At 61.3% G+C, this 12246-nt stretch carries 11 protein-coding genes; 5 read left to right on the top strand and 6 right to left on the bottom strand.

The annotated features are described in order from the left end of the window. The first annotated feature begins 588 nt into the window (after positions 1–588). Positions 589–1446 (top strand): hypothetical protein, encoded by an 858-nt coding sequence (locus AB4Z25_RS01500; protein WP_112537820.1) that lies wholly within the window; start codon positions 589–591, stop codon positions 1444–1446. Positions 1447–1460: 14 nt separating this feature from the next. On the opposite strand, the gene AB4Z25_RS01495 is transcribed toward AB4Z25_RS01500, so the two are convergent. Further along, positions 1461–1913: a GatB/YqeY domain-containing protein gene (locus tag AB4Z25_RS01495; protein ID WP_112537821.1), complete on the bottom strand. Its 453-nt coding sequence runs from the start codon at positions 1911–1913 to the stop codon at positions 1461–1463. A 273-nt stretch (positions 1914–2186) separates the two neighbouring features. On the opposite strand from AB4Z25_RS01495, the gene carA reads away from it, so the two are divergent. Both carA and AB4Z25_RS01485 read left to right on the top strand, forming a co-directional pair. Then, positions 2187–3392 carry a glutamine-hydrolyzing carbamoyl-phosphate synthase small subunit gene (gene carA, locus AB4Z25_RS01490; RefSeq protein ID WP_112538010.1) on the top strand — a complete coding sequence of 402 codons (1206 nt, stop codon included), beginning with the start codon at positions 2187–2189 and terminating at the stop codon, positions 3390–3392. An 80-nt stretch (positions 3393–3472) separates the two neighbouring features. Then, on the top strand, positions 3473–4504 hold the full coding sequence (locus tag AB4Z25_RS01485) for an acyltransferase family protein (RefSeq protein ID WP_112537822.1): 1032 nt from the start codon (positions 3473–3475) through the stop codon (positions 4502–4504). A gap of 86 nt (positions 4505–4590) precedes the next feature. On the opposite strand, the gene AB4Z25_RS01480 is transcribed toward AB4Z25_RS01485, so the two are convergent. The 3 genes from AB4Z25_RS01480 to AB4Z25_RS01470 form a co-directional block, all read right to left on the bottom strand. Next, positions 4591–5994 (bottom strand): MATE family efflux transporter, encoded by a 1404-nt coding sequence (locus AB4Z25_RS01480; RefSeq protein ID WP_112537823.1) that lies wholly within the window; start codon positions 5992–5994, stop codon positions 4591–4593. Between the two features lie 144 nt (positions 5995–6138). Next, entirely contained in the window at positions 6139–7383 is a 1245-nt protein-coding gene (locus tag AB4Z25_RS01475) for a TCR/Tet family MFS transporter (protein WP_112537824.1), read from the bottom strand. A 155-nt stretch (positions 7384–7538) separates the two neighbouring features. After that, entirely contained in the window at positions 7539–8444 is a 906-nt protein-coding gene (locus AB4Z25_RS01470; RefSeq protein ID WP_112537825.1) for a LysR family transcriptional regulator, read from the bottom strand. Positions 8445–8542: 98 nt separating this feature from the next. Between AB4Z25_RS01470 and AB4Z25_RS01465 the strand changes: the two genes are divergently transcribed. After that, on the top strand, positions 8543–9538 hold the full coding sequence (locus AB4Z25_RS01465; protein WP_112537826.1) for an aldo/keto reductase: 996 nt from the start codon (positions 8543–8545) through the stop codon (positions 9536–9538). A 39-nt stretch (positions 9539–9577) separates the two neighbouring features. On the opposite strand, the gene ypfJ is transcribed toward AB4Z25_RS01465, so the two are convergent. Together ypfJ and AB4Z25_RS01455 are read right to left on the bottom strand one after the other, a co-directional pair. Beyond that, positions 9578–10492, bottom strand: a complete 915-nt coding sequence (gene ypfJ / locus AB4Z25_RS01460; RefSeq protein WP_112537827.1) for a KPN_02809 family neutral zinc metallopeptidase — start codon at positions 10490–10492, stop codon at positions 9578–9580. Positions 10493–10572: 80 nt separating this feature from the next. Beyond that, entirely contained in the window at positions 10573–11058 is a 486-nt protein-coding gene (locus AB4Z25_RS01455) for a DUF2306 domain-containing protein (RefSeq protein WP_112537828.1), read from the bottom strand. Positions 11059–11215: 157 nt separating this feature from the next. Between AB4Z25_RS01455 and AB4Z25_RS01450 the strand changes: the two genes are divergently transcribed. Next, on the top strand, positions 11216–12241 hold the full coding sequence (locus AB4Z25_RS01450) for a zinc-dependent alcohol dehydrogenase family protein (RefSeq protein WP_112537829.1): 1026 nt from the start codon (positions 11216–11218) through the stop codon (positions 12239–12241). Positions 12242–12246: the final 5 nt, after the last annotated feature.

The raw sequence follows: 12246 nt of genomic DNA, 5'->3' as shown, positions 1-12246 counted from the left end.
CCTCAGAAAATCAACAATCAATAAAGCGTGACGCCCTGCGGCAGGAGGGTGCGACAATTGTGCACGCAGGGCTGCTGTCACGCCAGTTTTCAAGCATTTCCAAAAACATATGAAAATATTGATGTTTTCATTATTTCAATGACTTGTTTCTATCTGCGGCGGTGAAAACGCCTGATGGGAAGCGTGCTAATGAAAAGCCTTGGCGGGCATTCAGACTATCCACAACCCAATTATTATATTTTTGTAATTTGAATACTCCGCTGCGGCGCAATACCGTCTTCTCATCAAAGCGATCCCCGAGCGAGGCACCATCCCTACCCCCGGCGCCGCCTCGCAAGGGTGCCTTTGCAAATACACCGCCAGTGTGGGCCTAGCCCAGCGTCGCTGTCGGCAGCAAAGAGCAAGAAGGCAGGAGCGCCCCCAGCTCCTGCCTTCTTTAATTTCAGGCACAGCTGTGCCGGATTTTTTGCAATTTAACCTTGCCGGTTAACTCACCTAACCATTTTTGGGACACTCCGTTCAAAACGGACATTGACTCGGGACGCTGAGAAGGCAAATGGAATAGCCGTCGCCTTGCCGAGTTCCCAGATGTCTTCGACCGCCGAAACACTTGCTATAGACGATCGCTTTTTTGGAGCAGTACTGATCTGCGCCAACGAGATGCTGACGATCTATAAGGAAAGCCCGAGAATCGCCTCCATTTTTGCTGCCCAGCAACGGTGGCTGATGGCGCATTCAGGCTTTGCATTGCATTACGGATTGCCTGGCGAGGAGAAAAAAGGCCTGTATTCCGGGCGTTTCGTGGATTTCGTCGTCAGCAACAAGATCGCCAGCCGCAACACCGCCGCCGCCTTCCTCCAGGAAATGCTCGTCTACCGTTTCCTGCGCCCCTCAAGCGGCCAGGCCGACCGGCGCACGCGCCTCGTCGAGCCGACGGAGACTGCCGAGCAGCACTTCTTCAAGTGGCTGCAGACACATCTTTTCATTCTCGACAACCTGGACGGTGGCAAGCGCGCCGAAAAGCTCAGCACCGAGCCGGCACTCATTGCCAAAATTCAACCCCTGATTGCTCAGGCTATCATCGCCACAAAGGCGGTGCGCGATCCCGGCGCCACCTACAATCTCTTCAACTGGGCAAATTCCGGCGGTCTTGTCATGGACTATCTGATGTCCCGCCTGCCGGCATTCGATGGCGCGGCCGAACGGATATCCATTGGCCCGGTATCGCTCAGCGACCTGCGCACCCAGTTCATGATTTCCAACACTCATCTGAAGCGCCTACTCAGCCAGGCGGCGGAGATGGGAAGCGTCGGCTGGGACGAGCCGCCGCGCAAGGGCGACCTGTGGCTTTCGCGCGGCTTCATTCTCGAATACCGCGATTACCAGGCAGCCAAGTTCGCGGTCGTCGATGCGGCGGCCGAGACTGTGCTCGGCCGCGCCATCTGATTTACATCACTGATTTACTTCAAGAGTTCCTTGACGGCGCCCGAAGCCTTGGCGAAATCCATCTGCCCGGCATAGCGCTCCTTGAGAGCCGCCATCACCTTGCCCATGTCCTTCGGGCCTTCGGCGCCGGTCTCCGCGATGATCGCCGAGATATTGGCGCGCACTTCGGCATCCGAAAGCTGCTTCGGCAGGAAATCCTGGATCACGGTGATTTCGGCGCGTTCCTTCGCGGCCAGCTCAGGGCGCGAATTCTCTTCGTAGATCTTCGCCGATTCGTCGCGCTGCTTCACCATCTTGGCAAGGATCTGCAGAATCTCGTCGTCGCTGGCTTCTTCCTTGCCGGCTCCGCGATTGGCGATATCACGATCCTTGGTGGCCGCCTGAATGAGACGGATCGTCGAAAGGCGCTCGGCATTCTTGGCTTTCATCGCCTCTTTGAGGGCGGTGGCGAGTTGATCGCGCAGCATTATTTCACTCCTGTTGAATGGCGCTACATAAACCACGCAAATGGGGAGGATCAAATAAATTGCGATATCAGCACCAGAAAGCGCAGGAAAAGCGTGTCCCGATACGTTAGAAAAGATTGACGGCAGGCGAGAGCGTGGCTATCTACCGCCACCTGCACCAAAATTCGTGATCAGGCCTGAGACGCGCGGCGGCGAGCTGCGCCCACACGCTTGCGAACACAAATGGCAGCCTGACGGCCCAAGACGTCGAGAGCAGCCGGAAACGGGATGATGATGACCGCGACAGCCCCCTGGACCATTGAAAAGCCGACCGCCCTGCTCGTTCTCGCAGATGGCACCGTCATCGAAGGAAAGGGCATCGGCGCGACCGGCAAGGTCCAGGCCGAAGTGGTCTTCAACACAGCACTGACCGGCTACGAGGAAATCCTCACCGACCCTTCCTATCTCGGCCAGATCGTCACCTTCACCTTCCCGCATATCGGCAATATCGGCACCAACGAAGAAGACATCGAGGACCTGACGCCGGCAGCACGCCACGGCGCGGTCGGCGTCATCTTCAAGGCCGACATCACCGAACCCTCCAACTACCGCGCCGCCAAGCATCTCGACGCCTGGCTGAAGGCCCGCGGCATCATCGGCCTCTGCGGCATCGACACGCGCGCCCTCACCGCCTGGATCCGCGAGAACGGCTCGCCGAACGCCGTCATCGCCCATGATCCGAATGGCGTCTTCGACGTCGACACGCTGAAGGCGGAAGCCAAGGCCTGGAGCGGCCTCGAAGGTCTCGACCTCGCCAAGATTGCTTCTTCCGGCCAGTCCTCGCAGTGGACGCAGACGCCCTGGATCTGGAACGAAGGCTATGGCGAACTCGGCGCTGCCGATGCCAAGTACCACGTCGTCTGCCTCGACTACGGCGTGAAGCGCAACATTCTGCGCCTCTTCGCCGGTCTCGACTGCAAGGTCACCGTCATGCCGGCAACGGCGAGCGCCGAAGACGTGCTTGCGGTCAACCCCGACGGTATCTTCCTGTCGAACGGCCCGGGTGACCCGGCTGCCACCGGCGAATACGCCGTTCCAGTTATCCAGACGCTGATCAAGACCGATATTCCGGTTTTCGGCATCTGCCTCGGCCACCAGATGCTGGGCCTCGCGCTCGGCGCCAAGACCGAAAAGATGCACCAGGGCCATCACGGCGCCAACCATCCGGTCAAGGACCACACGACGGGCAAGGTCGAGATCGTTTCGATGAACCACGGCTTCGCGGTTGACACGAAGTCGCTGCCCGAAGGCGTTGAGGAGACTCACGTTTCGCTCTTCGACGGCACCAATTGCGGCCTGCGTGTCTCCGGCAAGCAGATCTTCTCGGTGCAGCACCACCCGGAAGCCTCGCCCGGCCCGCAGGACAGCCACTACCTCTTCCGCCGCTTCATCAACATGGTGCGCGCCAAGAAGGGCGAAGAGGCGCTTGCCGAACGGTAAGAGCAGCCGCTATTTCTTAACAGCACCTTAAGTGCGGCGGTGTTACTCATCAGTCAGTTTATGCGTTGACTGGACAATGAATGAGAGAGCGCCGCCACATTGCAAGCCTTGACGGATTGCGCGGCATCACCGCGCTCGCCGTCGTCATGGCGCATGTCTATCTGGTCTTTCCAGCGCTCGGTCCGCTGCCTCTGCCTGATATCGGCAGCGGCGCCGTGGCGATCTTCTTTGCCGTCAGCGGTTTCCTGATAGCCTATCTCTATGGCGACAGGCCATTCTCCAGAAAGAATGCCGCCGATTTCCTCGTCAGCCGCTTTGCTCGCATCTATCCGGTCTATCTCGCCGCCGTGCTGCTGGTCGTTGTCCTGTCGGCCGTTCCCGGCCTCGGTTACATAGATCCGATAACGGGACCCTTCCAGATCGTCCGTCATATCGTCATGCTCGGCTCGACCGGCGTTCTCTGGACGATCCCGCCGGAGATCCAGTTCTATCTGGTCTTCCCGTTCATCTGGATGTTCCTCGCCAATCCGGTCCGCTACCAGTGGATCGCTGTGCTGATCGGCTGCCTGCTGGCGATCGACGGTCTTCTCGGCTTTCCGGGAAGCGGCATCCTCTTGATATCGAAGCTGCCCTATTTTCTGCTCGGCGTGCTGGCCGGCTACCTACACCCGCGCCTGCAAAGTGCAGCCCGCGGCATAACAGTCGGGGTCATGGCGATCCTCTTGCCGGCCTTTTTGCTCAGCCATCGCGCCCTCTCGATCGAGGTCTCCGACACTCTCTGGGGCATGTCGACCGCGCTTGCCGCTGCTCTCTCCGTTCTGCTCGTCGCTCGCGAGCATCCAATCTCTGCAGCGGTCTTCGCCTCCCGCCCCCTCCGTTTTTTGGGAACGATCAGCTTTTCGCTCTATCTCCTGCATGTGCCGTGCCTGTTCCTGACGGCCAAGCTGCTCGCAGGAATGCCGCTCTGGCTCGTCATCCCCATCGGATGTGCAGTCGCGCTCGCAGTCGCCACCGCAAGCTACCACGTCATCGAGGCGCCATGCCGCATCTTCCTCGTCAATCGCTGGAAGCGCCGCAATCCGCGCAAGGCAGAGCTCTTGACCTCAACCTGACTTGATGAATGACAGCCGTGTCGGCGCACGCATCGGCATTGCCAGCCACGGACTGGTAGCAAACTGATGGTGACGAATGGCCGGGTTCAGGCGCCGGCCATTCTCCCCTCGCGGCGCACGAGAATATAGAAGCGGGCGCAGAGCATCGTCGCCGCTGCCGCAAGCCCGACCAGGAAGCCGAACCAGATGCCGACGCCGCCGAAGCCGAGCGGGAAGGCCAGCAGCCATGCCAGGAAGAAGCCGATCGGCCAATAGGCGATCAGGGCCAGGATCATCGGCACCCGCGCGTCCTTCAGCCCGCGCAGCAGGCCGCTGGCGATCGCCTGGATGCCATCCACCAGCTGGAACAGCCCCGCAACGACGATCAGCGGACCCGCATAGGCGAGTACCGCCGCCGCTTCCGGGTGACTGGTATCGAGGAACCAGCGCGCGAAAAACTCCGGCATGACGGCAAACAGGATACCGCCGAGCGCCGAAACCACACAGGCGATGATCATCACGGTGATCGAGGCACGCACGACGGCCAGATGATCGCCCTGCCCGTGGGCAACACCGATGCGAACCGTTGCCGCCTGGCTGAGGCCGAGTGGGATCATGAAGGCGATCGACGCCCATTGCAGTGCGATGCCGTGGGCGGCCAGCTCGATCGTGCCGATGCGGCCCATCAACAGCGACGCTGCGGTAAACAGGCTGACTTCGGCCAGGATCGTGATGCTGATCGGCAGACCGAGACGCACGACGTCCCAAAGCGCGTGCCAGTCCGGCCGCCAGAAGCGCACCAGGATCTCGTAGCGGCGCGTCTCTTCCTTCATCTGCACATAGGCGAGGATGAACAGGAAGCCCGCCGTCTGCACGGCAACGGAAACGATCGCCGCGCCTTCCAGACCCATCGCCGGAAAGCCGAAATGGCCGAGCACCAGGATGTAGGCAAAGATCGCGTTCAAGACCAGCATGGCAATCGTGACGTTGAGCACCACGGCCGCCTTGCCGATGGCGCTCACCAGCGCCCGCATGACATTGTAGAGCAGGCCCGGCAGTACGGCGAAATGGCCGATCAGGATATAGCCATGCGCGAGCTTGGCTACCTCAGGCTTCTGCCCGGCGGCCAGCAGGATTTCCTCGGCATAGAAGAAGGCTGGCTGCATCACCAGCCAATAGGCGGTAACGACCCAGAGACCCATGCGCATCGAGCGGCGCACCGTGACGATATCGCCACGCCCATAGGCCTGCGCCACCATCGGAATGACGGCGATCGCAAAGCCCGAGCCGAAGATCAGAATGGTGAACAGGAACTGCGCTGACAGCACCATGGCCGCCAGGTTTTCGGCGCCGAGCTGGCCGACGATCATCACATCGGTCGTGTTGATGCCGAGCTGGGCGAGCTGCGCGCCGATGAAGGGTATGCCGAGCGCCAGCGTCGCACCGAAATGCGATCCCCAATGGTTGTCGGTGTGCGGCGCGAGCTTGTTCACGTCAACAGGCGTGTCCATGGCAAAAGTCCAATTGTTTTGAATCGTTTTCGGCCGCGGAATGGCGGCAAGTTATTACCGGGCCTTAGATCAAAGCCCGGCAAAGAGCTACCCTAAAACAGGCAAATGCTGAAATATTCATCACAGCATCACTGAATCTGATGGCTATTCTGCCAGAGCTTCGATCGTCTTTGGCCGCGACGGTCGCACCTTGATGAAGAACACCACCGCCGCCACGAGAATGAAGAAAGCCGCCATCAGATAAGGGGCACCTGCAAAGGTAACCGGCGCATCAGGCTTGGTGAAATAGCCGAACAGCTGCGTGAAGATCACCGGGCCGATGATCGTGGTGATGCTGCTGAGGCTGGTCAGCGCCCCCTGCAGCTCACCCTGCGCCGACGGCGGCACCTTGCCGGCCGCAATGCTGCGCAGCGGCGGATCAGCGACGTTCTCCATGACCGTCATGACGATGATCACATAGACCATCCAGCCCTCCCAGGCGAAGGCATAGCCCGTCAGGCCAACGACCGAAAAGCAGAGACCGATAACCGCCGTCTTCCACTCGCCGAGAACAGGAACGACCTTCGGCAGTACTAGTCCCATGACGATCGCCGCGCCGATGCCGTAGATGCCGAGCGACAGGCCGATCTGACCCTCGCTCCAGCCATAGCGGTAGGTGCCGACGAAGGACCAGACGGCTGGATAAACCGAATGCGCCAGCCAGAACAGGAACATCACGGCGGCAACCCAGCCGATGCCGGGATAGTGGCGCATCTGCTTCAAGGCGCCGAGCGGGTTGGCGCGCTTCCATTCGAAGGGGCGGCGATGCTTGGCATCCAAGGTCTCGGGCAGCAGGAAATAGGCGGCGGCGAAATTCAGGAACGACACCAGCGCCGCCCCGAAAAACGGCACGCGCGGACCAAATTCGCCGAGAAACCCGCCAATGACAGGGCCGATGGTAAAGCCGACGCCGAAGGCAATGCCGATCAGGCCGAAATTCTTCGCCCGATTCTCTTCGGTGCTGATATCGGCGATATAGGCCGAGCAGGTGGCGAAACTGCCGCCGCTGAAGCCCGCCAGCGCCCGGCCGACAAACAGCATCCAGAAGCTGGTGGCGACCGCGCAGATGAAATTGTCGATGGCGAAGGTGAGCACCGAAATCAGCAGGATCGGCCTGCGTCCGAACCGGTCACTGAGATTGCCGAGCAGCGGCGCGAACAGAAACTGCATGATCGCATAGACGACGAGCAGCCAGCCGCCATCCAGCGCCGCGTCGCTGACGCTGCCGCCCGTCAACTCTTCCAGATAGGCGGGAAGAACCGGCATGATGATCGCAATGCCGATGACATCGAGAAACAGGATCATGAAAACCAGGAACAGGCCGCGGCGTACGAATTTGGGATCAAGCATGAGTCATCTCTCAACAGCTGCTGTTTTCTGGAAAGACGATCTCATCGCCGGGAATGTTACATAGCCGAAGCAGAAAAATGAAACAATACGTGAACATTTCAAAGTTTTTGATGGCGAAGACAATGAAATTGATCGCGCCCGCGAACAAAACGGGATTATGAGCCCCTCCGCCCCTCGGCCTTGACGAAATCGACGAATGCGCGAAGTGCGGGCGGCATGTGCTTGCGGCTGGCATAATAGAGGAACGGCCCGGAGAATTCCGTGACCCATTCCTCGAGGATCGGCACCAGTTCGCCCCGTTCAAATCCGGGAAGCAGCACTTCCTCGAAAGTCCTGATGACACCAAGGCCGGAAATCGCAGCGCCGACCTCCATCTCGATCGAGTTGGCAACCAGCGGTCCGGACACCGAGAGTGTCAACGTCCCCTCGCCGCGGTCGAACTCCCAGGCGAAATGCGCGCGGCTGCGAAAGCGATGGCGGATGCAGTCATGCTCCAAGAGGTCGCGCGGATGAGCGGGTGTGCCGCGCCGTTGCAGATAGGCAGGCGATGCAGCCGTGACGTAACGCTGGCGGCGCGGGCCAATCGGCACGGCGATCATGTCGCGCTCCAAGCGCTCATCGTAGCGGATACCCGCATCGAAGCCCGCCTCGACGACATCGACAAAGTCGTCCTCCGCAAGGATCTCCAGCTTGATCTCCGGGTAAAGCGCCAGGAACCGGCTGGCGATCTCAGGCAGGAAGAGCCGCGACACAATGGTCGGCACGTTCAGCCGCAAAGTGCCGGCCGGGCTGTCGCGGAAACTGTCGAGCTGCCCGAGCGCCGAGACAACCTCCCCCAGCGCCGGCGCCAGCCGTTCCAGGAGACGTTCGCCTGCCTCGGTCGGCGTGACGCTGCGGGTCGTGCGGTTGAGCAGCCGCACGCCGAGCCGCTCCTCCAGCCGCCTCAGAGAATCGCTGAGCGACGACGGCGAAACGCCGCGCTTGCGGGCCGCGGCACGGAAGCTCCGCTCCCTTGCAATCGCCGTGAAGGCATCCAGATCACTGAGGGGCAGATCATCCATTGTGCATTTTCCCGTACGGCTCATTCGCCACTATCCGGATTATCGCACACATCCGCAGCCGATAGAAAGAGTGCCGAACGCATCACAAGGAGAAGACAATGCAAACCTATCGCCTGGGAAAGACCGGCCCCGAAGTCTCCGCCATCGGCCTCGGCTGCATGGGCATGTCAGGCATGTATGGACCCGCCGACCGGGCCGAAAGCATTGCAACGATCCACGCCGCATTGGATGCCGGGATCAACCTGCTCGATACCGGCGATTTCTATGGCATGGGCCACAATGAAATGCTGATCGGCGAAGCGCTGAAGAACCGAAAGCGCGAGGACCTCATCCTCAGCGTCAAGACCGGCGCTTTGCGCGATCCGCTCGGCGCCTGGAACGGCTACGATTCTCGCCCGGCAGCGCTGAAGAATTTCATCGCCTATTCGCTGCAGCGGCTCGGCACCGACTATATCGACATCTACCGCCCTGCCCGTCTCGATCCGAACGTGCCGATCGAGGAAACCGTCGGTGCCATCGCCGACATGATCAAGGCCGGCTACGTCCGTCATATCGGCCTCTCCGAAGTCGGCGCCGACACAATCCGTCGTGCCGCCGCCATTCACCCGATCGCCGATCTGCAGATCGAATACTCGCTGATCTCCCGTGGCATCGAGGATCAGATCCTGCCCACCTGCCGCGAACTCGGCATCTCGATCACGGCCTATGGCGTGCTGTCGCGCGGCCTGATCAGCGGCCATTGGCAGAAGGGACAGGATGGCGGCAAGGGCGATTTCCGCGCCGTCAGCCCGCGCTTCCAGGCGGCCAATATCGACCAGAACCTCGCCCTCGTCGAAGAACTGCGCAAGATCGCTGCGGAAAAGCAGGTCAGCGTCGCCCAGATCGCCATCGCCTGGGTCGCCGCACAAGGCAGGGACATCGTTCCGCTCATCGGCGCCCGCCGCCGCGACCGGCTTAGCGAAGCGCTCGGTTCACGCGCCGTCGAACTGACGGCCGGAGACATGGCGGCCATCGAGCGGGCAATCCCGAAAAACTCTGCCGCTGGCGCCCGCTATCCGGACGCGCAGCTGAAGCATATGGATAGTGAACGCTAAAATCGGACGGCTCCACCGGAAAGCGGCGGAGCCTCTCGCTCAGACCGGACCGCTGAACGTATCGCAAGCCGAAACCTTGCCGGTGTCAAAACCCTGCTTGAACCACTTCACGCGCTGCGCCGACGTGCCGTGGTTGAAGCTGTCGGGGACGACATAGCCCTGGCTGCGCTTCTGCAGCGTATCGTCGCCGATCTGCTGGGCGGCATTCAGCGCGTCCGCGATGTCGTCGGGATTGATATAGCCCTTGCGCTGCTCAAACTTGGCGAAGACGCCGGCGAAGCAATCAGCCTGCAGCTCGACGCGCACCGACATCTTGTTGGCATCGACCTCGCTCATCCGCTGGCGGGCCTCGTTGAATTTCGGCAGCACGCCGAGGATGTTCTGGACGTGATGGCCGACTTCGTGGGCGATGACATAAGCCTCGGCAAATTCGCCCTTGGCGCCGAACTGCTGGCTGAGCTGGCGGAAGAAATCGGTGTCGAGATAGACCTTGCGGTCGACAGGGCAATAGAACGGCCCCGTCGCCGCCGATGCCGCACCGCAGCCCGAGCGCGTCGAGCCGGAAAACAGCACCAGCGCCGGCTTCTCATAGGTCTGTCCGGACGCCTGGAAGATGCCGGTCCAGGTATCCTCGGTATCGGCAAGCACCGTGCGCACGAAGGCGGTCATGTCATCATTGGCAGGCGTGCCGCGGCTCTGGGAATCGCTCTGCTCGTAGCCCGAGCCGCCATTCATCGTGCCGTCCATCACCTGCATCAGGTCGATACCCATCGCCTTGAAGATGAAATAGATGACGACGAGGAAGATGATTGTGCCGATCGACAGCCCGCCCCCGCCGCGGCGCATGCCGCCCGAGGGAAAGCTGAACCCGCCTCCGCGGCCAAAACCACTGCTCGAAGGGTCTCCGCGGCGATCCTCGATATTGTCCGATTGACGGCGGCCCTTCCATTCCATCTCAACTCTCCCCGGCAGTGCCAAATGCACCTCTGCAGCCAACAGTTATATATCCGCCGCGACTGTGAATTCCAGCGGCTTCATGCGGCCGGCCGCAGCCGCGAAGAGAGCACGATGGCTGCGGCGGCACAGGTGACCACAAGCCCGGCGGCAAGCGCGACCATGTCGTGCCCGGAAAACACCACTGAGTTCATGATCCGCCCCGGCAGGAAGGTGAACAGCCCGGCAATGACGATGCCGCCGAAATAGATCGAGCGGACGATATGGCGATGCCTGACGACATCGTGGCGCCGTGCCGCGGCAATCGCCTGCCAGGCACCGAACAGCGTGGCGATCGATAGCAGGTGAATGGGGCTGAAACCGTAAAACATGTTGAGCTCGTGAATGAAGAAGGTGGAGAGCGCGGTGATCACCATCAGCCCCATCCAGATCTTGCCGAGCAACCGGTGCCGCGGCGTGCCCTTGGGCCGCGACAGCAGATAGGCGCCGAGCAAGGCAGCGGGCACAACCGTCGCAACATGAATCTGGATTGCAGGCTGCGCATCGAGCAAGGGTTCTAGGGTCATCTACTATCTCCTCGGGAACACCGTGATCTTTCCGCCGGATGCGGCGCCGCGCAAGAGGCGAGTGCCAACTCTTTCGGCTCTTCACGGGGCCTTGCCGTTAAGCCTTGACGCATCAGCCCATTTTTGCGCCTGATGGCGTCGGAGCGAGGAGAAAATCATGAAGGCCCTGCGTCTGGAAGCAACCGGCAGACTTGCCGTGGTGGAAGCCGAAAAGCCGGTTCCCGGCCCGAACGATATCCTGGTCAAGGTGGATGCCTGCGGCATCTGCGGTACCGACCGCCATCTTTTCCACGGCGAATTTCCCTCGACGCCGCCCGTCATCCTCGGACACGAATTCACCGGCATCGTCGAGGCGGTCGGTTCCGGCGTGAAGAATTTCCGGGCTGGGATGCGCGTCACCGGCGATCCGAACATTTCCTGCGGCCTTTGCCCGGAATGCCAGCGCGGCCGGGTCAACCTCTGCCGCAACCTGCGCGCCATCGGCATCCACCGCGACGGCGGCTTCGCCGATTATGTATGCATGCCGGAAACGCAGGCCTACGCCCTGCCCACCGGTCTCGATCCTCTGCACGGCGCCTTCTGCGAACCGCTGGCCTGCTGCATCCACGGCGTCGACATGGCCGGCATCACCACCGGCCAATCGGTCGTCGTGCTGGGCGGCGGCGTCATCGGGCTGCTGGTCGTCCAGCTCGCCCGCCTCGCCGGCGCAACACGCGTGGTGCTGGTGACCCGCAATGCCAAAAAACGCCGCCTCGCCGAAGACCTTGGCGCAACCGCGACAGTCGATCCGTCAGCCGGCGATGTCATTGAGTTGATATCGGGCAAGAACGGCATTCTCCCTGATGGTGCAGATGTAGTCATCGAATGCGCGGGGGTTCCGGAGACCATCGAGCAGGCGCCCCGCCTCGCCCGAAAAGGCGGCACCGCCGTCATCCTCGGCGTCATGCCGCAAGGCGCAAAGGTCTCGATCGAACCCTTCGACCTGCTGTTCCGGGAAATCCGCCTGCTCGGCTCCTTCGTCAACCCCTTCACCCACGCCCGCGCAGCCGATCTGATCGCGTCGGGTGCCATCAAGGTCGAGCCGCTGATTTCCCGCAGGATCGGCTTCGAGGAGGCCCTCAGGACCATCATCAGCCCCGCACCGGCAGGCGAGATCCGGGCCTTGGTGATACCGGGCCTTTGACACCC

Source organism: Rhizobium sp. RAF36 (assembly GCF_052114105.1).
Taxonomy (GTDB): Bacteria; Pseudomonadota; Alphaproteobacteria; order Rhizobiales; family Rhizobiaceae; genus Rhizobium.
The sequence above is the reverse complement of the archived record's forward strand: the minus strand, read 5'-3'. Positions and strand labels throughout refer to the sequence as shown.